This window comes from Caulobacter sp. KR2-114 (assembly GCF_049446115.1).
In the GTDB taxonomy this organism is placed as follows: domain Bacteria; phylum Pseudomonadota; class Alphaproteobacteria; order Caulobacterales; family Caulobacteraceae; genus Acaudatibacter.
This window is the reverse complement of the sequence record NZ_JBMSEC010000002.1, coordinates 1,102,576-1,125,812: the sequence shown is the minus strand read 5'-3', so window position 1 is coordinate 1,125,812 and position 23,237 is coordinate 1,102,576. Positions and strand designations below refer to the sequence as shown.

The following is a 23,237-nucleotide window of genomic DNA, read 5'->3' as shown; positions in this document are numbered from 1 at the left end:
CATGGCCTATGTGGCGGTTAAGGGCGGTGAGAAGGCGATCACCAACGCCCACAGGTGGCTCGCCGAGGAGCGCCGCGGCGATCCGGCGGTGGCCGAGATCGAGGTCGCGCAGATCCGCGAACAGCTGTCGCTGGCCGTGGACCGGGTGATGGGGGAGGGGTCCTGCTACGACCGCGACCTCGCCGCCCTGGCGGTGAAGCAGGCCCGCGGCGACCTGCCGGAAGCGACCTTCCTGGTGCGGGCCTACCGCACCACCCTGCCGCGCTTCGGCGCCTCCGAGCCGCTGGACACGGTGAATATGGCGGTGCGACGGCGTGTGTCGGCCGCGTTCAAGGACATTCCCGGCGGCCAGGTGCTGGGCCCGACGTTCGACTACACCCACCGGCTGATCGACTTCGCCCTGGTCGCCGACGGCGAGGCCCCCGCTCCGGCGGTGCTGGCCGACGCGCCGCAGCCCTATCCGATGCCGACCATCGGCCAGGTGTTCGCGCACGAGGACCTGCTGGAGAGCGACGAGCGCACCCCGGACGCGCCCGAGCCGTTCGACCTGACGCGGGAGCCGATGAGCTTCCCGGCCGGCCGCGACCAGCGGCTGCAGTCGCTGGCCCGCGGCGACGAGGGCTTCCTGCTGAGCCTGGCCTATTCCTCGCAGCGCGGCTGGGGCGCCACCCACCCGCTGTGCGGCGAGATCCGCATGGGCGAGGTCGCGGTCGAGTTCGTGCCGGAAGAGCTCGGCTTCGCCATCGACATCGGCGAGATCACCGTCACCGAATGCCAGATGCTGGGCGGCTCCAAGGCCTCCGGCGACAAGCCGCCCCAGTACATGCGCGGCTATGGCCTGGTGTTCGGCCACTCCGAGCGCAAGGCGATGAGCATGGCCATCGTCGACCGCGCGCTGCGCGACAACGCCGCCGAAAGCGGTCAGGTCGCGCCGGTGCAGGACGAGGAGTTCGTCCTCTACCACGCCGACAATGTCGAGGCCTCGGGCTTCGTGCAGCACCTGAAGCTGCCGCACTACGTCGACTTCCAGGCCGACCTGCAGACCATCCGCCGCCAGCGCAGGCAGTTCTTCGAGCGCCGCGCCCTGAAGGAGGCCGCCGAATGAGCGTCCAGACCGGTTCGAACCAGGCGCCGGAGCGCTACTACAACTACGCCTACCTGGACGAGCAGACCAAGCGGATGATCCGCCGGGCGATCCTGAAGGCCCTGGCCATCCCCGGCTACCAGGTGCCGTTCGGCTCGCGCGAGATGCCGGTCCCCTACGGCTGGGGCACCGGCGGCATCCAGCTGACCGCGGCGATCATCGGCCCCGACGATGTCTACAAGTGCATCGACCAGGGCGCCGACGACACCACCAACGCGGTCTCGATCCGCCAGTTCTTCGCCAAGGTGGCCGACGTCGAGACCACCGAGGACACCGCCGCGGCGACCATCGTGCAGAGCCGCCACCGGGTGCCGGAAAAGCCGCTGAAGGCCGGCCAGATCATGGTCCTGCAGGTGCCCCAGCCCGAGCCGCTGCGCGGTCTGGAGCCGCGCGAGACCGAGACCCGGGCGATGCATGCCTACGAGGAATACGGCCTGCAGTACGTCTCGCTCTACGAGAGCGTCTCGCGCCACGGCCACATCGCCTCGGGGGCCAACCACCCGGTGATGGTCCAGGAGCGCTACCTGATGTCGCCCTCGCCGATCCCCAAGTTCGACAACCCGAAGATGGGTCACAGCGAGGCCATCTACCTGCTGGGCGCCGGGCGCGAGAAGCGCATCTACGCCGTGCCGCCCTACACCAAGGTCCGCAGCCTCGACTTCGAGGACTACCCGTTCGAGGTGCAGACCTGGGACGAGCGCTGCGCCCTGTGCGGCGCCACGGACGCCTACCTCGACGAGGTCGTCCTCGATGACCAGGGCGCCAGGATGTTCGTCTGTTCCGACAGCAGCCACTGCGCCGAGCGCCGGGCCGCCGGCCACGTCGGCCCGATGGCCGACCACGCGCTGGCCCAGACCGAAAAGGAACCCGCCTGATGAACGCTCCGGTGAGTATCGACCGCGCCCGCGTCGAGGCCGCGCCGCTGCTGAAGGTCCAGGACCTGGCCAAGTGGTACGGCCACATCCTGGGCTGCCGGGACGTCTCGTTCGAGATGCGCCCTGGCGAGGTGCTGGGCATCGTCGGCGAGAGCGGCTCGGGCAAGACCACCCTGCTGAACTGCATCTCCGGCAAGCTGGCCCCCAGCGCCGGGCGGATCGAGTTCGCCACCAGCCGCTTCGGCATGACCGACATCTACGCCCTGTCCGAGCCGGACCGGCGGCGCATGCAGCGCGAGGACTGGGGCTTCGTGCACCAGAACCCGCGCGACGGCCTGCGCATGCGCGTCTCCGGCGGCGCCAACGTCGCCGAGCCGCTGATGAACCTGGGGAGCCGCCACTACGGCACGATGCGCCAGGCGACCATCGACTGGCTGGAGCGGGTCGAGCTCGACACCCGCCGCATCGACGACCGGCCGGCCAACTTCTCCGGCGGCATGCAGCAGCGCATCCAGGTGGCGCGCAACCTGATCCACGGGCCCAAGCTGGTGTTCATGGACGAGCCCACCGGCGGCCTGGACGTCTCGGTGCAGGCCCGCCTGCTGGACCTGCTGCGCGAACTGGTGCGCGACCTGCAGCTGGCGGTGATCATCGTCACCCACGACATGGCCGTGGCCCGGCTGATGGCCGACCGGCTGATGGTGATGAAGGGCGGTCAGGTGGTCGAGACCGGCCTGACCGACCAGGTGCTGGACGACCCGCAGCACCCGTACACCCAGATTCTCGTCTCCTCCGTCCTGCAGATCTGAGGCCCCGCCATGACCGACAAACAAGCCAGGCCGCTGATCGTCGTCGAGGACCTGGCCAAGACCTTCGTGCTGCACAACGCCGACCAGGCGATCATCCCGGTGTTCGAGCGCCTGAGGATGGCGGTTCTGCCAGGCGAATGCCTGGTGCTGGCCGGCGAGAGCGGCGCGGGCAAGTCGTCGCTGATGCGTTCGATCTACGGCAACTACCTACCCACCGGCGGGTCGGTGAAGGTGCTGCACGACGGCGACTACGTCGACATCACCACCGCCAGCCCGAACCAGGTGCTGGAGGTGCGCCGCCGGACCCTGGGCTACGTCAGCCAGTTCCTGCGGGTGATCCCCCGCATCCCGACCCTGCAGCTGGTCATGGAGCCGCTGCTGGAAAACGGCGTCGGCAAGGACGAGGCGCGGGCCCGCGCCGAGACGCTGCTGACCAAGCTGCGCCTGCCCATCCGGCACTGGGACCTGCCGCCGTCGACCTTCTCGGGCGGCGAGCAGCAGCGGGTGAACATCGCGCGCAGCTTCATCCGCGAATACCCGGTGATGCTGCTGGACGAGCCCACAGCTTCGCTGGACGGCGAGAACCGCGCCGTGGTCGTGGAGCTGATCCGCGAAGCCCTGGGTCGCGGCGCGGCGATGATCGGCATCTTCCATGACCAGGACGTGCGCGACGCGGTGGCGACCCGCCTGTTCCCGGTCGCCGATTTCAAGGCCGCCGCCTGACAACCCGTGAGAGGATCATGAGCGACTTGCGCATCTTCAGCGAAAACATCGTCACGCCCGAGGGCCTGGCGCGCGGCGAGGCCGTGCTCCGGGATGGGACGATCGCCGCCGTCGAGCGGCGCGCCTCCGCCTCGGCCGGCGCCCTGGACTGGGGGGCGGACTGGCTGGTTCCCGGCCTGGTCGACATCCACACCGACAACTTCGAGAAGCACTACCAGCCCCGTCCAGGCGCGCTGTGGGACGCCTATGGCGCGGCCCTGGCGCACGACGGCCAGTGCGCGGCGGCGGGGATCACCACCGTATTCGACAGCCTCAGCCTGCACGGCCGCAAGGACGGCCTGGACCGCAGCGCCGCGGTCGGGCCGATGATCCAGGCCATGGACGCCGCCTACGCCGACGGCGCCCTGCGCGCCGATCACCTGCTGCACCTGCGCTGCGAGGTGACCAATCCGCAGCTGCTGACCGTGGTCGAGCCGTTCCTCGACCATCCGCGGCTGAGGCTGATGTCGGTCACCGACCACACGCCGGGCCAGCGCCAGCTGCACGACATGGGCAAGATGCACGAGCGGATGTCCGCCAGCGGTCGCTCCGCCGACGAGATCAAGCAGATCACCAGCGGCGACAACGCCTGGCGCGACGCCTCGGCCGCCGCGCCCAACCGCCGCAGCATCGTCGCGCTGGCGCGGGAATATGGCCTGCCGCTGGCCGCCCACGACGACGCCACGGCCGCGCATGTGGACGAGTCGCACGCCGACGGCTGCGTGATCGCCGAGTTCCCGGTGACCCTGGAGGCCGCCAGGCTGTCGCGCGATCGGGGCCTGTCGATTGTCATGGGCGGGCCGAACTTCGTGCGCGGCGCGTCGCATTCGGGCAATCTGTCGGCCCGGGAGGCCGCCGCGGCCGACCTGCTCGACATCATCGCCTCGGACTATGTGCCCCTCTCCATGCTGCGCACCGCCTTCCAGCTGATCGACGACTTCGGCTGGGCGCCGGAAAAGGCCTTGGCCGTGGTCGCCGCCAACCCGGCCCGCAGCGTCGGCCTGGCCGATCGCGGCGAGATCGCCGCCGGCCAGCGCGCCGACCTGGTGCGGGTGTTCCGCGGCGCCGGCGGCTGGCCCGCGCCGGTGGAGGTCTGGCGCGAGGCGCGGCGGGTGGCATGAGCGCGCGCTACACCGTCTACTACGCGCCGAATCAGGGCGACCCGCTCGGCCGCCGCGCCGCGGCCTGGCTGGGGCGCGACGCCTTCACCGGCGAGGCGCTGCGGCGGCCGGCGCTGCCGGGGCTCGAAGGCCTCGACCTCGACGCCCTGACCGCCTCGCCGCGCGGCTACGGCTTCCACGCCACGCTGAAGGCCCCCTTCGAACTGGCGGCGGACCGCAGCGAGGCCGAGCTGGTCGCCTTCGCCGGGGCCTTCGCCGCCCGTCAGCCGGCCTTCACGGCGGCGCTGGCGGTAGCCGGCCTCGGCCGCTTCATCGCCCTGCGGCTGACGGCCGAGAGCCCCGGCATGCAGGCCCTGCACGGCGCCTGCGTGCGCGACTTCGACGCCTTCCGCGCGCCCTTGAGCGACTTCGACCTGGCCCGCCGGCGCAAGGCGCCGCTGAGCCCCGAACAGGACCAGCGGCTGCTCGCCTGGGGCTATCCTTACGTGTTCGACGACTTCCGCTTCCACATGACCCTGACCGACGCGGTGCGCGACCCGCAGGTCTCCGACCGGCTGGTCCGCGCCCTGCAGGCCCACTTCGCCGACCTGGAAGGCCCGCACCGCTTCGACAGCGTCGCGCTGTTCAAACAGGACGCCCGCGACGCGCCGTTCCGGGTGCTGGCGCGGTTCGCGTTCGAGGCCGTGGCGGCGGGGTAGGGCGGCGCGGCCCCTCACCTTCCCGATCGCCATGCGATCGGGCCCCTTCCTCTCCCTGCAGGGAGAGGAGTCACTGATCTGGGCTCGCCAAGCGCTTTCCTCTCCCTCGAGGGAGAGGAAGGGGCCCGCGCCCGTCAGGGCGTGGGAAGGTGAGGGGCCGCGCCGGCCTCTAGTTCGCGCGCACCGCCGCCACGAACGCCGCCACGCCGGCCTCCAGCGCCCCGTCGTTGCGCACCTCGACCACGTCCGGGCCTTGTACCCGGTAGGCGCCGGCGCGGGCGACGCGTTCGTCGATGTCGGCCGCCGTTTCGCGGCCGCGCAGCATTAGCCGTTCGCGCAGGCGGTCGGGGTCGGCCAGCACCGACACCACGCGCACGCGGCCGAAGCGTCGCCGCGCCTCGTCCAGCACCTCGCGCGAGACGTTGACCACCACGGTGCGTCCCCGGCCCAGGTCCTCCGCGATCGTCGCCGGCACGCCGTAGCCCAGGCCGTGGGCGCGCCAGGAGAGGGCATAGTCGCCGGCCGCGCGGCGCGCCTCGAAGGTCGCCTCGTTGATCGCCAGGTGATCCTCACCGCCGGCGTCGGCCGGGCGGGTGATCTCGCGGCGGGCGAAGACGACGTCGGCCCCCAGCCGGGCGCGGGCGGCCTGCATCAGCGTGTCCTTGCCGACCCCGGACGGGCCGACCACCAGCACCAGCAGGCCGCGGGCGGCGAGGTCAGGCGTACTTTTCGACGAAGGCGTCGGCATCGAGACGGCGGAAGTCCTCCAGGGCGGCGGCCAGGCGCTCGTGCTCCCAGTCCCACCAGGCGATGGCCTTCAGCCCCTCCTGCACGGGCTTGGGGAAGCGCTCGCGGATCGGGGTGTTCGGCACGCCGGCCACGATAGTGAAGTCCGGCACGTCGCGCGAGACCACCGCGCCCGCGCCGACCACCGCCCCGGTGCCGATGGTGACCCCCGGCAGCACGGTCACCCCGTGGCCCAGCCAGACGTCGTGGCCGATCACCACCCGGTGCGAGCGCCGCCATTCGAAGAATTCCGCATCGTCCTCTGGCCCCATGGCGTAGGACACCGCGCGGTAGCTGAAATGGTGCTGGGCGGCGCGCCAGGTCGGGTGGTTGCCGGGATTGATGCGCACGTCGCGGGCGATCGAGCAGAACCGGCCGATCTCGGAATAGGCGGCCGACGAGTCGTTGACGATGTAGCTGTAGGCGCCCATCGACACTTCCGACAGGCTGGTGCGCGCGCCCACCCGGGTCCAGGGGCCGAGGATGCTGTCGCTGACCTGGGCGTCGGCATGGATCAGCGGCTCGGGGCCGTGGTTGTCGCCGCCTTGGCGGGGGCCGGTGGGGAAACGCTGGACGTAGCGGTGATCATCCTCAAGCGGACGGTCGGCAAGCTGCAGGGACATGTTAGGCGGCGCTCTCCATGACGACGACGGCCTCGCGGCTCCACTTGCCCGAGCCGCCGTAGATCTGCGCCAGGGCCTCGGTGGTCAGGCGCTGCGGGGCGTCGTCGAACACCACCCGCCCGCGGGACATGGCCACCACGCGGTCGCAATAGCGGCGGGCGATGTCGAGGCTGTGCAGGTTGACGATCACCGGGATGTTCCGTGTACGGCAGACCTTGTGCAGGGCGTCCATCACCACCTCGGCGTTGACCGGGTCCAGCGAGGCCACCGGCTCGTCGGCCAGCAGCACGTCCGGCTGCTGCATCATGGCGCGGGCGATGGCCACCCGCTGCTGCTGACCGCCGGACAGGGTCTCGGCGCGCTGCAGCGCGGCCTGGGCCATGTCCAGCGCGTCCAGCTCCAGGATGGCGCGGGCGCGGTCCTCGGCGGGGAACAGCTTGATCAGGCTGGTGGCCAGGGGCCGCTCGGCCACCACGCCGATCAGCACATTGGTGATCACGTCCAGGCGGGGACACAGGTTGAACTGCTGGAAGATCATTGCGCAGCGTCGCCGCCAGCGCCGCAGGGCCTCGCCCTTCAGCCCGGTGACGTCCAGCCCCTGCATGTGGATGTCGCCGGACGTCGGGTCGGTGAGGCGGTTGATCATCCGCAGCAGGGTGGACTTGCCGGCGCCGGAGCGTCCCAGGATGCCGACGAACTCGCCCGGCCGGAACGCCAGCGACACGTCGTCCACGGCGACGGTGTCGCCAAAGCACTTGCGGACCTTCTGCAGTTCCAGCATCGCCGTCCTCCGGACCTGGCGGGAAATCTAGGGGCCGGGCGTGACCTGCCCGTGACAGGGCGGGACGGGCGGAGGCGACGAACCGCCGATTTATCGCCGGTCGGGCGCCCGGCGATGCATGCCTCCGTCATCGGTCCGCGCTAGGCTCGCGGCGATCATGTCGACCTTCCTCGTCATCGGCGCCCTGGCGCTCGACCGGCCGATCCGGCTGGACCGGCCGCTGCAGTCCGGCGCGCGGCTTCGCGGCCGCTCGCTGGAGGGCGCCCTGGAGGGCCGGCTGGGCGGCGGCGCGGCCAACGCCGGCTGCGCGCTGCTGGCGGCCGGCCACGCGGTGCGGGTGGCCTCGGTGATCGCCGACGACGCCGATGGCGCGCGGACGCACGCCCTGGCGCTGGCGGCCGGCCTCGACCTGACGGGCGTGCGCCGGCGACCCGGGACCAGCGCGCGGACCCTGGTGCTGCTGGAGCCGACCGGCGAGCGGACGATCATCGGCCTGGACGGCGCCTTGCCGGCCACGCCGCCCCAGCTCGATCCGCCCGCCGCCCGGCCCGGACCGCCCGCCGACGGGGTGTTCGTCCGCGCGGCCTTCGGCGGCGCCGCCGAGTGGGCGCGGTCGGCGCGCGGGCCGGTGGTGCTGCACTGGCCGGCGCCAGGCTACGACGGCGAGGCCGACGTGGTCGTCGCCTCCGCCGAGGACCTGCCGGAGGGCCTTTCCGACAGCCCGTTCGCCACGGCGGCGGCGCAGCTGGGCGAGCGCCTGGCCTGGATCGTGGTCACCCACGGCGCGGCCGGCGCGGTCGCCCACGCCCGCGACGGCGCGCGCCTGGCCGCCCAGGCCCCGCCCGTCGCCGTCCGCGACGCCACCGGCGCCGGCGACGTGTTCGCCGCGGGCCTCCTGGAAGCGCTGGCGGCCGGCGCGCCGATGCCCCAGGCCCTGGCCCACGCCTGCGCCTGGGGGGCCATCGCCGCCACGCTGGACGGCTCGGCCCCGGTCGCGCCGCCGCGGGGAGCGTTCCGGCGGTGGGCGCCCTGATCAGCATTCCCACTTCCGGTCATCCCGGCGAGGGAGGGGGGGAGGCCCTAGGCCAGCCGCTTGCGCAGCGCTCGCGAGACGGTGTCCAGCAGGGCCACCGACAGCATGTACAGCAGGATGATGAAGGCGGCGGTGTCGAAGCCGAACACCCGGATCCGCTCTTCCAGCTCGTAGCCGATCCCCCCCGCGCCGACGATGCCCAGGATCGCCGCGTGGCGGAAGTTGGCCTCCAGGTAGTACAGGCACTGGCTGGTCATCACCGGCGCCACCTGGGGCAGCAGTCCGAAACGGACCACGCCCAGCGGCGCGACGCCGGTGGAGCGCACGCCCTCGACCGGCCGGGCGTCGACGTTCTCGATCGCCTCGGCGAACAGCTTGGCGAGGTGGGGAATGTCCGCCAGCGCCAGGGCGCAGACCCCGGCGAACGGGCCAAGGCCGAACGCCGACACCAGCACCAGCGCCCAGACCAGCGCCGGCACGCCGCGGAACAGGTCCAGGCAGCGCCGCAGGCCGAAGTGCAGGAACACCTGCGGGACCACCGTCTTGGCGCCCAGCACCCCCAGGGGCAGGGCCAGCAGCGCCGCCAGCACCGTGCCGACGAAGGCCATCGCCAGGGTCTCGCCCAGGGCGTGCAGGATGTGCAGCAGCTGGCCGCCAGGCGTCGGCGGGACCATGGCGCCGAGCAGCCGCCCGAGCCGTTCGAGGCCGCTGGCCAGGTGGGCGGGGGAGAAGTCGACGTCCACCGCCATTTTCACCAGCACCGCCACGCCCAGCAGCGTCAGCAGCGGCGGCATGATCCGCGCGCGCCAGCCTGGCCGCGCCGCCGCGCGCCAGGGCTGGGTCGGGTCCCCGCTCAGCGCGTCCTGGCTCATCGCGGCGCCCCCAGCCCGATCAGCCGGTGGCGGATCTGCTCGGAGACGATGTCGATGACGAAGATCATGCCGACGATCAGCAGCAGGATGGCCAGGTAGGTGTCGAACTCGGTGAAGGTGATCGCCCGCTGCAGCTCGATGCCGATGCCGCCGGCGCCGACGATACCCAGCGCCGTCGCGGCGGCCAGGTTCCCCTCCAGGCGGATCAGGGCGTAGGAGGCGTAGGCCGGCAGCACCTGGGGCAGCACGCCATAGCGGATCTGGCGGATGCGGTTGGCGCCCGTGGCCTCGATCGCCTCCAGCGGGCGCGGATCGATCTGCTCGTTGATCTCGGCGAACAGCTTGCCCAGGCCACCCACCGTGGAGACGATCAGCGCCAGCACGCCGGCGAAGGGGCCGACGCCGAACGCGGCCACCAGGATCAGCGCCAGGATCAGGTCCGGCAGGGTGCGGATCGCCTCGAGGCTGCGCCGCACCGCGAAGCGCACCGGCGACCACGGCATCAGGTTGCGCGCGCTGAGCAGGCCCGCGCCAACGGCGCCGACGGCGCCGAGGACGGTCGCCAGCATCGCCATCTCGAAGGTCTGCCACGCCGCCTTCAGCCACAGCGGCAGGTCGTAGTACCAGGCGGCCAGGCTGCCGGTGCTGCGGCGGTCGGCCAGCAGGGCGTCGGCGCGCAGCTTCGGGGTCATGCGCTGCAGGAACAGGCCGATCCGCGCCAGGGGATCGCCGCCGATGTTGGCGTCCAGGAAGCCGGACCGCTGCAGCGAGATCGCCAGCAGCAGGCTGAAAAGCAGCAGCCCGGCGAGGCTCTGCAGGCGATGGCGGGCCAGCAGGCGCCGCCGCTCGGCCTCGAAGGTGGCGACGATCTCGGGCCGGCTGGGGTCGACCAGGCTCATGGCAGCCGCGCGACCTCGAGCGCCAGCGGCTCGGCGGGCTGGAAGTCGGCGCCGCCGGCGGGGGCCAGCTGCGAGGCGGCCCAGGCGAAGGCGGGCCTGTCCTCCAGGTTCATCGCCACGTGCACCCCCAGCAGCCGGAAGCGCAGCGTCTCGGGCAGGTCGCGCCGCACGGCGAAGGCGCGCTGCGCCTGCGGCCGGGCAAGCCACACCAGCTTCAGGTCGGCGCAGGGCCGCACCTTGGGGCTGGGCGCCTGGCACTGCCGCTGCCACGCCGCGGCCTGCAAGGCGACCGCGTCGGCCTTGCCCGCGCGCAGGGCCGCCATTGCGGCGGCCTCGTTCGGGGCGAGCAGTTCATGCGGCGCGCCGTAGCCCTGCTCGGCCAGCACCTGGCGCGGCAGGGCCAGCGCCACCGCGCTGGCGCCGCCGAACGCCACCGTGCGGCCCTTCAGCGTGGCCGGGCCGCCGTCCTGGCCGGCCTTCACCGCCAGCACCACCGGCACGCGCACCGGCGTCCCGTCGGCGTGCACGGTCATCGCGGCGCGCACCGCCCCGCGCACCGGCGGATAGCTGGCCGCGTCGATCGCCGTCATGTCCAGCCGCCCCGCGGCCAGGGCCTGGGCGCCCTCGGCATAGCTCGCCACCGGACAGGCCAGCACCGCGCGGTCCAGGCGCCGGGCCAGCAGGTCGAAATAGGCGCGCTCCCCGGCCGGGACCGACGCCGCCGGCGCCGCGCAGGGCGCGCTGGAGGGGCCGACGATGCCGATGCGGAAGGGTGGGGGCGGGCCCGCGCCCAGCAGACCGAGGGCGCCGGCGCCCAGCAGGCCCAGGGCCGGAACCGTACGCTTCGCCGCCGTGGGCCGCATCTCTACTGTCCCCGATGGCGGGCGATGTCCTCGGCCCGAAGCTTGATGATGCCGGCATAGAAGTTGCGGTCGACGGCCGCGTAGGTGGACCCGTCGAGCTGGCCGATGTCGCTCCAGGTCTTCGGATCGTCATAGGGCAGGGCGGCGGCCGCGCCGCGCACCTGGTCGATGAACCACTGCGGCCGGTCGGAGCGCACCGCCAGGGCGGTGTTGGGGATCGGCCCCGCCGACCAGATCATGCGAAATTCGCCGGCCTTGATCAGGCCCAGTTGCGCTAGCCGGTAGACGGCGCCGCTGGAAAAGCCGGTCTGCGGCGTGCCGCCGGACATGTAGACCACGGCGGCGTCGAACTGGCCGTTCTCCAGGGCCATGACCGACTGGGTGTGGCCGCCGGAAAAGCCGGTCTTGCTGAACGCCATGTCCGGATCAAACCCCTGCTCGCGCATCCTGGCGCGCGGAAACAGGTAGCCGGAGGTGGAGTTGAAGTCCGGGTAGACCATCGAATGCCCCTTCAGGTCCGCCAGGGTGCGGTAGGGGCTGTCGCTCTTCACGATGACCGCCGAATAATAGCCCATCTCGCCCTCGGCATCGCGCGCGGCGAGGATCGGCTGGGCCAGCTTGCCGATCTGCGAGTCGACGTTGGCGTAGGAATCCGGCGCCAGGTTGGCCACGTCCACCTGGTTCGACGCGAAGGCCTGGATCACCCCGTTGTAGTCCGAGCTCTGGTACAGCTTCACCGGCAGGCCGGTGGCCCGCTGCAGCAGGGCCTTGAACGCCGTCCAGCGGTTGGCCAGGCGCGGGTCGCTGGCCCCGCTCATCACCGCCATGCGCACCTCGCGCATCTGGCCGCCCGGCTTTTGCCCGCCGCAGCCGCCGAGGATCAGCGCCGCGACGAACAGCACGGCGGCGCAGGGACGCTTGAACATGACCGGCTCGCTCGCCCCTGTGCTGGTGGTCGTCGACGCGGGACGACGGGATGACAGGGCCGTGTGTCGCCGTCGTGAAGGTGCGGACGGGGTCGCAGGGACAGGCGGTTCATTTGTCGGACGGCGGTCCTGGCCGTCGCCTGCAGATCGCCGGCGGATGCCGCCTTCGCGCCAGGGTGGTCTTTTCAAGGGCGCCGCGCCGCCGCTAGGGTGTCGGCCACCCGAAGCCGCACCGCCAAGAGGAAGTCGATCTGACGCGCCCCTGTCTCCCGACCCGCCTGCAGTCCGCCGCGATCAGTCTTTTGGCCTGTGCGGGTCTCACCTGTGCGGGTCTGGCGGGGCCGGCCCCCACCGCACTCGCCAAGGAGGCGCCGTCGTCGCCCGTGATCGCCGCGGTCAAGGTCGCGGACATGCGCGAGTTCCTCACCGATGCCGGCGCGACCGTCGACAAGGTCGAGGTCACGAAGGATGGCTTCCACATCACCGCGAGCCTCGGCCGGGAGCGCCATGTCTGGGTGGAAGGCATGGACTGCAAGGGCGACGGCGAGGCCCAGGCCTGTCCTGAATTCAGCATCTCGGCCCGGTGGACGCTGGAGTCGGCGGCCCGCGCCACGGCTGCGGCCAGGGACATCAGCTTTGCCTATACGACCGTGAACACCGATGGCCGCAACATCGAGCTGTCGCGCATGGACTTCATCCCCGACGGGGTTACGCGCAACCATGTCCGCAGCGCCGTGGCGGAATTCATCGAGCTGCGCAGCGCGGCGGAGAACGCGATCTGGCCGCCGGCCAAGTCGACCCGCCCACCGAAGACGCCGGCGAAATAGCCCCCCGGCCTCAGGCCGCCGCCGCCTCGCCGACGATCGCCCGGGCCACCGCCTCGGCCACCCGGATGCCGTCGACGGCGGCCGAGAGGATGCCGCCGGCGTAGCCCGCGCCTTCCCCGGCCGGAAACAGGCCGCGCACGTTGAGGCTCTGCAGGTCCTGACCGCGGGTGATGCGGATCGGCGAGGAGGTGCGGGTCTCGACGCCGGTCAGTAGCGCCTCGGCGTCGTCGTAGCGGGGGATCTTGCGGCCGAACACCGGCAGGGCCTCGCGCATCGCCTCGACCACATAGTCCGGCATGATCGCCGCCAGGTCGGTCGGGCGGACCCCGGGGCGATAGCTGGGGACCACGGCGCCCAGGGCGGTGGAGGCGCGGCCGGCCAGGAAGTCGCCCACCGTCTGCCCCGGCGCGCAATAGTCGCCGCCCCCGGCGACGAAGGCGCGGCTCTCCAGTTCGCGCTGCAGGGTGACGCCGGCCAGGGGGTGGTCGCCGGGATAGTCGGCCGGCGAGATGCCGACCACGAAGCCGGCGTTGGCGTTGCGCTCGTTGCGCGAATACTGGCTCATGCCGTTGGTGACCACCCGGCCGGGCTCGGAGGCCGCCGCCACCACCGTGCCGCCCGGGCACATGCAGAAGCTGTAGGCGGTGCGCCCGTTGGCGCAGTGGTGCGACAGGGAATAGGCCGCCGCGCCCAGGTCCGGATGCCCCGCGCACGGGCCGAACAGCGCCTTGTCGATCCACGACTGCGGGTGCTCGATGCGAAAGCCGATCGAGAACGGCTTGGCCTCGATGTGCACCCCACGTTCGTACAGCGCCTCGAAGGTGTCGCGCGACGAGTGTCCGACGGCCAGCACCACCTGGTCCGCCTCCAGGAAGTCGCCGCCGGCGAGGTGCAGCCCGCGCAGCCGCCGTCCGCCGTCCGGCCCGCGGTCCAGCTCGACGTCGGTCACCCGGGTCTGGAAGCGGTATTCCCCGCCCAGCGCCTCGATCTTGGCGCGCAGGCGCTCGACCATCGTCACCAGCCGGAAGGTGCCGATGTGCGGATGGGCCTCGGTGAGGATCTCCGGCGGGGCGCCGGCCTCGACGAACTCGGTCAGCACCTTGCGGCCCAGGAACCGGGGGTCCTTGATCTGGCTGTACAGCTTGCCGTCGGAAAAGGTGCCGGCGCCGCCCTCGCCGAACTGCACGTTGGATTCCGGGTTCAGCGCGCTGCGCCGCCACAGGCCCCAGGTGTCCTTCGTCCGCTCGCGCACCACCTTGCCGCGGTCGAGGATGATCGGCGCAAAGCCCATTTCGGCCAGGATCAGCCCGGCGAACAGGCCGCACGGCCCGGCCCCGATCACCACCGGCCGCAGCCGCCCGCCGGCCCGCGGCGCCGTCGCCACCGGCCGGTAGGTGGTGTCCGGCGTCGGCCGCACGTGCGGATCGCCGGCCAGCCTCGTCAGCACCGCCGCCTCGCCCTTCACCTCGGCGTCGACGATGTAGACCTTCAGGATCGCCGACTTCCGGCGGGCGTCATGCGCCCGCTTCCACACCGACCAGCCGACCAGGTCGCCCGCCGCCACCCCCAGCCGCGCGGCGATCGCCGCCGGCAGGGCGTCCGGCGCATGGTCGAGGGGCAGCTTGAGTTCCGAGATCCGCAGCATCGCGCCTATGTAGCGGCTCGCGCGGCGAAGCGCATGGGGGGCTGGCGGCGGGAACACGGGGGCGCCCGTGGAGGTCGGGCGTGTGTCGGGATCGTCCGCGCGCCGCCTTCCGCGATCACTGACTGGCGGAGGCGATGACCAGCGGCTCGGTGTTGTGGTCCAGCGGGATCACCACGTCTGCCGATGACAGCACCATGCCGTCCTCGGCCCTGATCAGGCGCATGCTCAAGTAGATTTCGCGCCCGGCCACGGTGTACGTCCCGGCCACGACCGCCTGCGCGTTCACCTGTGAACTGATCCGCGATGCGTCCCGGCTCAGCGCCAGCTCACCGGTTTCCGGCCGCACCATCAGCGCGCCCATGTAGTTCACGTCGCGCACCGCATAGCCGCGCTGGGCGATGCGGTTGGAGACCAGTTGTGAGGCCAGCCGACCGAACCTGGAGGATCGCGAAAAGTCGTCGATGGAGACCATGGTCGTGACCACGATCGGTCGATCCCGGTCCAGCACGCCTGCCCGTTCCACCAGGGCCTGAGCGCCAAGATAGACAAGGTCGCCAAGGTCGGTTCGATCGCCGGGCGGTCCTAGAGCCGATGGGGTGGCGGCGGACGGCGTGGGCGCGTGATGAGCCGCAGTCCAGGGCCATGCGTTGACGGTGGCGGGGATCGTCAGGACGACCACGGTTGCAAGAGCAGCTTCCAGTCTCACGTGACGGTCCTCAACGGTAGTCGCCACGAACCGGCAGGACGACTGTCCTGGCGATGCTGGCGGGCAGCGCCTGCGGCGCGGTGGGCGGCAACTGCGTGAGGTAGAACACCAGGTCCGTCGGCTGGACGTAGAAGGCCTCGGTGTTGACGTAGTGGAGGTGACGGCTGTCGGTGACGGTGGTGGTGACGGCCACCTCCGCCTCGGTGGTGTCGTTCACAGACGCCAGGAAATCCAGCACCGGGCCGGTGACCAAGCCTGCAAACACGCCGGTGTCGACGCTGGAGATGTGACGCAGTTGCGTGCCGGCCGCCCCTGCCGTGGTCCACAGGCTCCAGTAGTCGACCAGCTGCTTCTTGTTGCTTTGACCATAGAGGAAGGTCTGGACGTCGTAGTTGACGACCACGGCATCCCAGGCGCTCTCCACCACGGGATAGCCGCGCCTCACGAACGCCTGTTCCAGGTTCTTGCGATAGATCGTCGCGAACGGCATGTCCGCCGGACCCGGCGCCACATAGATGTTCGGCAACTGCGCGTGCCGCGTGGCGGCGAAATCGGCCACTGTCCGGTCTGCCAGCGCCTGCCAATTGTGGACATGTTCCACCTTGGATTGCCACGCCAGTTCATTCGGCCTGACAAGCGGCGCGGCGCAACCGGCAAGCGCAGCAGCCAGCGCCGTCACCAAAAGCAACCTGGACTTCATGTAGACCCCCAACTTTCAAGCGAAATGGAGACTCATAAGTTGTAACAAGTCAATTGATCTACCGGAGATTCTGCGCCTGTTCGCGGAAGTGAGCACATGAGCTCGCGCGACATCACGCAAATTCATCTCGCAAGTCGCCTTTGGCGGGAATTCGTCGAATGCGCGGACGCTTCACTGGGAATTGCCCCATGCCAATTGCCTCGTCGCCAGGCCCGCGCGGTAGCCGCGTCTATCCCGCCACCCGCTCGCGGTAGTGCGCCAGCACCCGCGCGGCGCCCTGCGGTGAGAAGGCGGCCCTGAGGCCCTGGGCGGAGTCCTCGGCGGCGGCCGTGGCCCGCGCGGCGATCCGCGCCTCGGCCTCGGCGACGGCGTCCCAGCCGCGGCCCCCGGTGAGGGCGTCGGCCAGGTCGGCGGCGTCGCTCAGGGCCAGGTTCACGCCCTCGCCGGCGAAGGGCGACATCAGATGGGCGGCGTCGCCGATCAGGGTGAGGCCGGGGCGGCTGGGCCAGCGGTGGCCGATCGGCAGGGCGTAGAGCGGTCGAACGCCCAGCAGCGCGCCCTGACGCACCATGTCGGTGAGGGCCGGGGCCCAGCCGTCGAACATCGCCAGAGCCGCCGCGCGCACCTGGTCCTCCGATTGACCGGCCAGCGCCACGGCGGCGGCTTCCGGGGTTCGCCAGCCGGCGTAGCCGCGGATGTGGCCATGGCCGTTGCGCTGCGCGACCAGCGCGCGGTCGTCGCCGACGGCGAACATCTTGCCGCTGCCGGCCAGCCCGGCCACGAACGGATGCCGCGCGGCGTCGAAGCCCAGCTCGACGAACACGACCCCCTCGTAGATCGGCGCGGCGTCCGACAGCAGCGGCCGCAGCCGCGACCAGGCGCCGTCGGCCCCGACGACGATGTCGTAGGCGAGGGGACCGGCCTCAGTGACCACCTCGTATGCGCCGCCCGGTCCGGCCCGCACCTCGGTCACCCGGGCGTCCCAGCGCACGGTCTGCGGCGCCAGGGCGTCGAGCAGCAGGCCGCGTAGGTCGGTGCGGTCGATTTCCGGGCGCTCGAAGCCGTCGCCGTCGTGGTCGAACAGCAGCTCGCCGGAGGGGGCGTAAAGCCGGTCGCCCTGGTCTTCCGGCCGGGCGTGCGCGAGGAAGGCGTCCTCCAGGCCCGCCAGGCGCAGGGCGCGCTGGCCGGTGTCGGCGTGCAGGTCCAACGAGCCGCCTTGCGGCCGATAGCTCGCGTGCGGGTCGCGCTCGAACACGTCCGCGCCCATCCCGCGGACCTGCAGCAGGCGCGCCAGCATCAGCCCGCCAGGGCCGCCGCCGACGATGGCGATGCGTGGTGATGTTGCCATGGGGGCCTCCGATCAGTTACATAGGGTCCTATATATTAAACATAGGGGCCTATGCAATGGACGCCGAGTGGAATCCAATGCGCACGCCCGGCCACTATTTCAGCCGCATCGCCCGGGCCTTCGCCCGCATCGGCGACGCGCGCCTGCGGCCGCTGGGCTTCGCCACGGCGCAGCTGCCGGTGCTGACGGCGCTGAAGGACGGGGCGCGGCTGTCGCAGACCGAACTGGCGCGCTGGGCCCGGGTGGAGCAGCCGACCATGGCGCAGCTGCTGGCGCGGATGCAGCGCGACGGCCTGATCCGCCGCGAGCCCGACCCCCGTGACGGCCGCAGCAGCCTGGTGGCGCTCACCGACGAGGCCCGCGCCCGGCTGCCGGCGGGCCGCGCCGTGCTGGAGGCGGGCAATCGCGAGGCGATGCGCGGCCTGTCCGAGGCCGAGGTGGCCACCTTGCTGGACCTGCTGCAGCGGGTGCTGGCCAACGCCGAGGAGATGGAGGGGCGCGAGCCCCCGGCCGTCAGCCCGCCGGCGGCGCTGCCGTGAACACCGCCAGCTGGTCGGCGAAGGCGCGCTGATAGGCCGGCCGCGCTTCGCCGCGGGCGACGTAGGCCAGCAGGTTCGGGTAGCCGTCCAGCAGGCGCGAGCTTTCCAGCCGGCGCAGCACCGTGACCATCATCAGGTCGGCGACGCTGAAGGCGCCGTCCAGCCAGTCGGCGTCGCCGAGGCGGGCCGAGAGTTGGTCCAGCCGGTCGCGCACCCGCGCCTGCAGCATGGGCAGGCGCTCGGCGTGCCAGGGTTTGTCCCGTTCCAGCATCGACGCCATGCTCAGCTCGACGATCGGCGGCTCGACCGTGTCGAGGGCGGCGAACAGCCAGCCGATCGCCCGCGCCCGGGCGTTCGCGTCCTGCGGCAACAGTCCGGCGTGGCGCTCGGCGATGTGCAGCACGATCGCCCCGGACTCGAACAGCACCAGCTCGCCTTCCTCGTAGGTCGGGATCTGGCCGAACGGGTGGCGGGCGATGTGCGCCGGCTGCTTCATCGCCTCGAACGACAGTGGGCGCACCACGTACGGCTGGCCGACCTCTTCCAGCGCCCAGCGCACCCGCATGTCCCGCGCCAGCCCGCGGCCACGGTCGGGAGAGCGTTCGAAAATGCTGAGGGTGATCATCGCCGGCTCCGAAGCTTGTCGTCCCGCTATAAGACGCCGCAGGAAGCCGTTCGCCGACAAGGGGGTCGCGCCCCGCTGATCAGTGGTCGGCGCCGCCGCCTACGGCGCTGTACAGGCTGACCCGGTTGGCAGCCTGGGCCAGGCGGGTGGAGATCAGGGTCTGCTGGGCGGCGAACAGGGTGCGCTCGGCGTCCAGCAGCGTCAGGTAGTTGTCGACGCCGCGCTCGTAGCGGGCCTGGGACAGGCGGCGGGCGTTCTCGGCGGCGGCGACCAGCCGCTCCTGCGAAGCCAGCCGCTGGTCGATGGTGGCCTGCACGGCCAGGGCGTCGGCCACGTCGCGGAACGCGGTCTGCACCGCCTTCTCGTACTGGGCGACGGCGATGTCGCGGCTGGCCTCGGCCGCCTTCAGGTTGGCGACGTTGGCCCCGCCGGCGAACAGCGGCACGCTGATCTGCGGGGCGAAGCTCCAGGCGCCGGAGCCGGGGGCGAACAGGCCCGACAGGTCGGGGCTGGCCGTGCCGGCCGAGCCCGTCAGGGTGATCTTCGGGAAGAAGGCCGCGCGCGCGGCGCCGATGTCGGCGTTCTGGCCCCTCAGGGTGTGCTCGGCCGACAGCACGTCGGGCCGGCGGGTCAGCACGTCGGACGGCAGGCCGGGGGGCAGGTCCTGGCGCAGCCGCACGCCGGCCACGTCGCCGTCGGGCAGCTGGTCCTGCGGGATCTCCGCGCCGACCACCAGGCGCAGGGCGTCGAGGTCCTGGTTCACCCGGGCGGTGGCCGTGGCCAGGTCCGTGCGGGCCTGTTCGGTGAGGGTCTGGGCCTGGTTCAGGTCCAGCTCGGACGCCGCGCCGGCCTGGAAGCGGCTGTTGGTCAGGCGCTCGGAGTCCTCGCGGCTCTTCAGCGTCGTGCCCGCCAGCTTCGCCAGGTCCTGGTCGGCGGCCAGGCTCAGGTAGTCGGTCGCCACCTCGTCGATCAGGCTGATCTGCGCGGCCCGGCGGTTCTCCTCGGCGGCGAAGAAGCTCTGCAGCGCCGCCTCGTTCAGGCTGCGGATGCGGCCGAACAGGTCCACCTCGTAGGAGGCCAGGCCGACGCTGGCGCTGTACTGGGTGACGTCCAGCGGCGCGCCGGTTCCGGACAGGCTGGCCGGGGTGCGGCTGCGCGTGCCGCCGAAGCCGGCGTTGATATGCGGCAAGAGGTCGGCGCGCTGCACCCCGTACTGGGCGCGGGCCTTCTCGATGTTGCCGATCGCCACGCGCAGGTCGCGGTTCTGCTCCAGCGCCAGGGCGATCACCGTCTGCAGGCGGGGATCGAGGTAGACCTCGCGCCAGGCCAGGTCGGCGGCCGGGGCGGCGCCGGCGTTGGCGGGGGTGACGGCGGCGGGCCAGTGGCTCGCCACCGGCAGGGCCGGGCGCTCGTACTTCGGCGCCAGGGTGCAGGCCGACAGGGCCGCGCCGGCCAGCAGGATGGAGATCAGGCGGCGCATCAGACGGCCTCGCTGGGGGTGGGGGCCGCGGGGCCGGCGTCGGGCCCGTCGGGCGCGGCGCGGGTCGCCGGCTTGCGGCTGAAGGTCTGGCGCACCAGCACGAAGAACACCGGCACGAAGAAGATGCCGAGGACGGTCGCCGACAGCATGCCGCCGATCACCCCGGTGCCGATGGCGTGCTGGCTGCCCGAGCCCGCGCCGGTGGAGATGGCCAGCGGCATGACGCCGAAGATGAAGGCCATCGAGGTCATCAGGATCGGCCGCAGGCGGATGCGCACGGCCTCCACCGTCGCCTCGATCACCGAGCGGCCGGCCTTCTGCAGGTCCTTGGCGAACTCGACGATCAGGATCGCGTTCTTGGCCGCCAGGCCCATCGTGGTCAGCAGGCCGACCTGGAAATAGATGTCGTTGTTCAGCCCGCGCAGGGAGGTGGCCAGCAGGGCGCCGATGACCCCCAGAGGGATCACCAGGATCACCGCCAGCGGGATCGTCCAGCTCTCGTAGAGGGCCGCCAGCAGCAGAAACACCACCACGATCGACAGGGCGTAGAGCGCCGGCGCCTGGGCGCCCGCCTCGCGTTCCTGCTGCGACAGGCCGGTCCACTCGAAGCCGATGCCGGGCGGCAGCTTGGCCGCCAGCCGCTCCATCGCCGCCATGGCGTCGCCGGTGCTCTTGCCCTTGGCGGGCGAGCCCTGGATGTCGATCGACGACAGGCCGTTGTAGCGCTCCAGGCGCGGCGAGCCGACGGTCCAGGACGAGGTGGCGAACGACGAGAACGGGGCCATCTGGCCGTTGGCGCCGCGCACGTACCAGCGGCCCAGGTCCTCGGGCGTCATGCGGTAGGGGGCGTCGGCCTGGACGTAGACCTTCTTCACCCGGCCGCGGTCGACGAAGTCGTTGACGTAGGTCCCGCCAAGCGCGGTCGACAGGGTGGCGTTGATGTCGGCGGTGGTCAGGCCCATCGAGCCGGCCTTGGCCTGGTCGACGGTGATCGACAGCTGCGGGGTGTCGTCCTGGCCGTTCGGGCGCACACCCACCAGGTTCGGGTCGTTGCGGGCCATGCCCAGCAGCTGGTCGCGCGCGGCGATCAGCTGGTCATGGCCGACCCCGCCGATGTCCTCCAGCTCGAAGTCGAAGCCGGCGGCGTTGCCCAGTTCCGGCACGGCCGGCGGGGTGATGGCGAACACCATGGCGTCGCGGATGCGGCCGAAGGCGCCCATGGCGCGGCCGGCCACCGCCTGGGCGGTGAGCTTGCCGCCCGGACGGTCGTTGAAGTCCTTCATCCGCACGAAGGCCAGGCCCGCGTTCTGGCCGGCGCCGGCGAACGAGAAGCCGGAGACGGTGAACACCGACTTCACTGCATCCTTCTCGTCCTTCAGGAAGTGGTCGGCGACCTGTTTCAGCACCGCCTGGGTGCGCTCCTGCGTGGCGCCCGGCGACAGCTGCACCAGGCTGTAGATGATCCCCTGGTCCTCTTCCGGCAGGAAGGAGGAGGGCAGGCGCACGAACAGCAGGCCCATGACCACGACGATGGCGGCATAGATGGCCATCATCCGTCCGCCGCGGCCCACCAGGCTGCGCACGCGGCCCTGGTACCGCTGGCTGGCGTGGTCGAAGTTGCGGTTGAACCAGCCGAAGAAGCCCCGCGCCTGGGTGGCGTGCGCCTTGGGCGGCCTCAGCAGGGTGGCGCACAGGGCGGGCGTCAGGACCAGGGCGACCAGCACCGACAGGGCCATGGCCGAGACGATGGTCACCGAGAACTGCCGGTAGATCACTCCCTGGGAGCCGCCGAAGAAGGCCATCGGCACGAACACGGCGGCCAGCACCAGGGCGATGCCGACCAGCGCCCCGGTGATCTCGGACATCGACTTGCGGGTGGCCTCGACGGGGGGCAGGCCCTCCTCGCTCATCACCCGCTCGACGTTCTCCACCACGACGATGGCGTCGTCGACCAAGAGGCCGATGGCCAGCACCAGGCCGAACATGGTCAGGGTGTTGATCGAATAGCCCAGCACCGCCAGCACCCCGAAGGTGCCCAGCAGCACCACCGGCACGGCGATGGTCGGGATCAGGGTGGCGCGCCAGTTCTGCAGGAACAGGAACATCACCAGGAACACCAGCACGATGGCCTCGGCCAGGGTCTTGACCACCTCCTCGATCGACTTCTGGATGAAGGGGGTGGAATCCAGCGGCACCACGTATTTCACGCCGGGCGGGAAGGTCTTGGACAGCTCCTCGACCCGCTTCTTCACCGCCTTGGCGGTGTCCAGGGCGTTGGCCCCCGGCGCCAGCTTGATCGGCAGGCCGGCGGCGGGCTGGCCGTTGTACTTGGCCAGGGTGGTGTAGTTCTCGGCGCCCAGCTCGACCCGGGCCACGTCGCGCAAGTGCACCACGGCGCCTTCGGTCGTGGTCTTCAGCACGATGTTCTCGAATTCCTCGGGGTGCTGCAGCCGCGACTGGGCGGTGATGGTGGCGTTCAGCGCCGTGCCGGGCGTCGCCGGCGTGCCGCCCAGCTGGCCGGCGGAGACCTGGGCGTTCTGCGCCTTGATGGCGTTGATGACGTCGGCCGGCGTCATCGAATAGCCGTCCAGCTTGTTGGGATCGAGCCAGATGCGCATGGCGTACTGGGCGCCGAACAGCTGGGTGTCGCCCACGCCCTGCACCCGGCTGAGCGGATCCTGCAGGTTGGAGGCGATGTAGTCGGCCAGGTCGGAGTTGGAGTAGCGGCCGTCCTCGGAATAGAGGCCCACCACCATCAGGAAGTTGCGGGTGGACTTGACCACCGTCAGCCCCTGCTGCTGCACCTCCTGAGGCAGGAGGGCGAGGGCCGTCTGCAGCTTGTTCTGCACCTGCACCTGGGCGATGTCGACGTTGGTGCCGGCCTTGAAGGTCAGGGTCACCGTGGCCGCGCCGGACGAGTCGCTGGTGGACGACATGTACAGCAGGCCGTCCAGGCCCTTCATCTTCTGCTCCACCACCTGGGTGACGCTGTCCTCGACGGTCTTGGCCGAGGCGCCCGGATAGACGGCCTGGACCGAGATCTGCGGCAGGGCGATGTCGGGGTACTGGGCGATGGGCAGGCGGGTGATCGACAGGGCGCCGGCCAGCATGATGACGATGGCCACCACCCAGGCGAAGATCGGCCGGTCGATGAAGAAACGCGATAACATGGGCG

General features: G+C 71.6%; 23 protein-coding genes. 9 read left to right on the top strand and 14 right to left on the bottom strand.

Features of this window, described 5'->3' with window-relative positions; all coding sequences use genetic code 11:
• The first annotated feature begins 1 nt into the window (after position 1).
• Genes ACO2Q3_RS11535 through ACO2Q3_RS11510 form a run of 6 tightly spaced genes read left to right on the top strand, consistent with a single transcriptional unit; the run spans position 2 to position 5,409 of the window.
• On the top strand, positions 2-1,105 hold the full coding sequence (locus ACO2Q3_RS11535) for a carbon-phosphorus lyase complex subunit PhnI (RefSeq protein ID WP_423306730.1): 1,104 nt from the start codon (positions 2-4) through the stop codon (positions 1,103-1,105).
• Positions 1,102-2,019, top strand: a complete 918-nt coding sequence (locus ACO2Q3_RS11530) for an alpha-D-ribose 1-methylphosphonate 5-phosphate C-P-lyase PhnJ (protein ID WP_423306729.1) — start codon at positions 1,102-1,104, stop codon at positions 2,017-2,019. The genes ACO2Q3_RS11535 and ACO2Q3_RS11530 overlap by 4 nt, the downstream gene beginning before the upstream one ends.
• Positions 2,019-2,828, top strand: coding sequence for a phosphonate C-P lyase system protein PhnK (phnK, locus tag ACO2Q3_RS11525; RefSeq protein WP_423306728.1), 810 nt, complete (start codon positions 2,019-2,021; stop codon positions 2,826-2,828). Before ACO2Q3_RS11530 ends, phnK begins: the two co-directional genes overlap by 1 nt.
• A gap of 9 nt (positions 2,829-2,837) precedes the next feature.
• Positions 2,838-3,551: a phosphonate C-P lyase system protein PhnL gene (gene phnL, locus ACO2Q3_RS11520; RefSeq protein WP_423306727.1), complete on the top strand. Its 714-nt coding sequence runs from the start codon at positions 2,838-2,840 to the stop codon at positions 3,549-3,551.
• Between the two features lie 17 nt (positions 3,552-3,568).
• The gene (locus ACO2Q3_RS11515) at positions 3,569-4,711 is read left to right on the top strand and encodes an alpha-D-ribose 1-methylphosphonate 5-triphosphate diphosphatase (protein WP_423306726.1); all 1,143 of its coding nucleotides are present in this window, start codon (positions 3,569-3,571) and stop codon (positions 4,709-4,711) included.
• The gene (locus tag ACO2Q3_RS11510; protein ID WP_423306725.1) at positions 4,708-5,409 is read left to right on the top strand and encodes a DUF1045 domain-containing protein; all 702 of its coding nucleotides are present in this window, start codon (positions 4,708-4,710) and stop codon (positions 5,407-5,409) included. Before ACO2Q3_RS11515 ends, ACO2Q3_RS11510 begins: the two co-directional genes overlap by 4 nt.
• A 169-nt stretch (positions 5,410-5,578) precedes the next feature.
• On the opposite strand, the gene phnN is transcribed toward ACO2Q3_RS11510, so the two are convergent.
• The 3 genes from phnN to phnC are packed head-to-tail and all read right to left on the bottom strand — an operon-like array spanning position 5,579 to position 7,599.
• Complete coding sequence (phnN, locus tag ACO2Q3_RS11505; protein WP_423306724.1) at positions 5,579-6,157, bottom strand: phosphonate metabolism protein/1,5-bisphosphokinase (PRPP-forming) PhnN; 579 nt, start codon at positions 6,155-6,157, stop codon at positions 5,579-5,581.
• Entirely contained in the window at positions 6,126-6,818 is a 693-nt protein-coding gene (locus tag ACO2Q3_RS11500) for a DapH/DapD/GlmU-related protein (protein ID WP_423306723.1), read from the bottom strand. The genes phnN and ACO2Q3_RS11500 overlap by 32 nt, the downstream gene beginning before the upstream one ends.
• 1 nt (position 6,819) lies before the next feature.
• A complete protein-coding gene (gene phnC / locus ACO2Q3_RS11495) occupies positions 6,820-7,599 on the bottom strand; it encodes a phosphonate ABC transporter ATP-binding protein (RefSeq protein ID WP_423306722.1) in 780 nt (259 codons plus the stop codon).
• 157 nt (positions 7,600-7,756) lie between these two features.
• Here phnC and ACO2Q3_RS11490 point away from each other — a divergent pair, with 157 nt between their 5' ends.
• A complete protein-coding gene (locus tag ACO2Q3_RS11490; protein ID WP_423306721.1) occupies positions 7,757-8,632 on the top strand; it encodes a PfkB family carbohydrate kinase in 876 nt (291 codons plus the stop codon).
• A gap of 47 nt (positions 8,633-8,679) precedes the next feature.
• Here ACO2Q3_RS11490 and phnE (ACO2Q3_RS11485) read toward each other — a convergent pair whose 3' ends face one another.
• From phnE (ACO2Q3_RS11485) to phnD, 4 genes are read right to left on the bottom strand one after another with little or no spacing between them, the layout of a single operon-like run.
• Positions 8,680-9,504, bottom strand: a complete 825-nt coding sequence (phnE, locus tag ACO2Q3_RS11485; RefSeq protein WP_423306720.1) for a phosphonate ABC transporter, permease protein PhnE — start codon at positions 9,502-9,504, stop codon at positions 8,680-8,682.
• A complete protein-coding gene (gene phnE / locus ACO2Q3_RS11480) occupies positions 9,501-10,403 on the bottom strand; it encodes a phosphonate ABC transporter, permease protein PhnE (protein WP_423306719.1) in 903 nt (300 codons plus the stop codon). Before phnE (ACO2Q3_RS11480) ends, phnE (ACO2Q3_RS11485) begins: the two co-directional genes overlap by 4 nt.
• Positions 10,400-11,266, bottom strand: a complete 867-nt coding sequence (locus tag ACO2Q3_RS11475; protein ID WP_423306718.1) for a PhnD/SsuA/transferrin family substrate-binding protein — start codon at positions 11,264-11,266, stop codon at positions 10,400-10,402. The genes phnE (ACO2Q3_RS11480) and ACO2Q3_RS11475 overlap by 4 nt, the downstream gene beginning before the upstream one ends.
• 2 nt (positions 11,267-11,268) lie before the next feature.
• Positions 11,269-12,192, bottom strand: a complete 924-nt coding sequence (gene phnD, locus ACO2Q3_RS11470; RefSeq protein ID WP_423306717.1) for a phosphate/phosphite/phosphonate ABC transporter substrate-binding protein — start codon at positions 12,190-12,192, stop codon at positions 11,269-11,271.
• A gap of 383 nt (positions 12,193-12,575) precedes the next feature.
• Here phnD and ACO2Q3_RS11465 point away from each other — a divergent pair, with 383 nt between their 5' ends.
• Positions 12,576-13,019, top strand: a complete 444-nt coding sequence (locus ACO2Q3_RS11465; protein WP_423306716.1) for a hypothetical protein — start codon at positions 12,576-12,578, stop codon at positions 13,017-13,019.
• Between the two features lie 10 nt (positions 13,020-13,029).
• On the opposite strand, the gene ACO2Q3_RS11460 is transcribed toward ACO2Q3_RS11465, so the two are convergent.
• From ACO2Q3_RS11460 to ACO2Q3_RS11445, 4 genes are all read right to left on the bottom strand, one after another.
• On the bottom strand, positions 13,030-14,664 hold the full coding sequence (locus tag ACO2Q3_RS11460; RefSeq protein WP_423306715.1) for an NAD(P)/FAD-dependent oxidoreductase: 1,635 nt from the start codon (positions 14,662-14,664) through the stop codon (positions 13,030-13,032).
• A 115-nt stretch (positions 14,665-14,779) separates the two neighbouring features.
• The gene (locus ACO2Q3_RS11455; RefSeq protein WP_423306714.1) at positions 14,780-15,370 is read right to left on the bottom strand and encodes a FlgO family outer membrane protein; all 591 of its coding nucleotides are present in this window, start codon (positions 15,368-15,370) and stop codon (positions 14,780-14,782) included.
• A 10-nt stretch (positions 15,371-15,380) separates the two neighbouring features.
• Positions 15,381-15,929: a hypothetical protein gene (locus ACO2Q3_RS11450; protein ID WP_423306713.1), complete on the bottom strand. Its 549-nt coding sequence runs from the start codon at positions 15,927-15,929 to the stop codon at positions 15,381-15,383.
• Between the two features lie 370 nt (positions 15,930-16,299).
• The gene (locus ACO2Q3_RS11445) at positions 16,300-17,418 is read right to left on the bottom strand and encodes an FAD-dependent oxidoreductase (RefSeq protein ID WP_423306712.1); all 1,119 of its coding nucleotides are present in this window, start codon (positions 17,416-17,418) and stop codon (positions 16,300-16,302) included.
• 56 nt (positions 17,419-17,474) lie between these two features.
• On the opposite strand from ACO2Q3_RS11445, the gene ACO2Q3_RS11440 reads away from it, so the two are divergent.
• A complete protein-coding gene (locus tag ACO2Q3_RS11440; protein WP_423306711.1) occupies positions 17,475-17,957 on the top strand; it encodes a MarR family winged helix-turn-helix transcriptional regulator in 483 nt (160 codons plus the stop codon).
• Here ACO2Q3_RS11440 and ACO2Q3_RS11435 read toward each other — a convergent pair.
• From ACO2Q3_RS11435 to ACO2Q3_RS11425, 3 genes are all read right to left on the bottom strand, one after another.
• Positions 17,932-18,582: a glutathione S-transferase family protein gene (locus ACO2Q3_RS11435; protein ID WP_423306710.1), complete on the bottom strand. Its 651-nt coding sequence runs from the start codon at positions 18,580-18,582 to the stop codon at positions 17,932-17,934. The genes ACO2Q3_RS11440 and ACO2Q3_RS11435 overlap by 26 nt on opposite strands.
• A 79-nt stretch (positions 18,583-18,661) precedes the next feature.
• On the bottom strand, positions 18,662-20,065 hold the full coding sequence (locus ACO2Q3_RS11430; RefSeq protein ID WP_423306942.1) for an efflux transporter outer membrane subunit: 1,404 nt from the start codon (positions 20,063-20,065) through the stop codon (positions 18,662-18,664).
• Positions 20,062-23,232, bottom strand: a complete 3,171-nt coding sequence (locus ACO2Q3_RS11425; RefSeq protein ID WP_423306709.1) for an efflux RND transporter permease subunit — start codon at positions 23,230-23,232, stop codon at positions 20,062-20,064. Before ACO2Q3_RS11425 ends, ACO2Q3_RS11430 begins: the two co-directional genes overlap by 4 nt.
• Between the last annotated feature and the right edge of the window lie 5 nt (positions 23,233-23,237).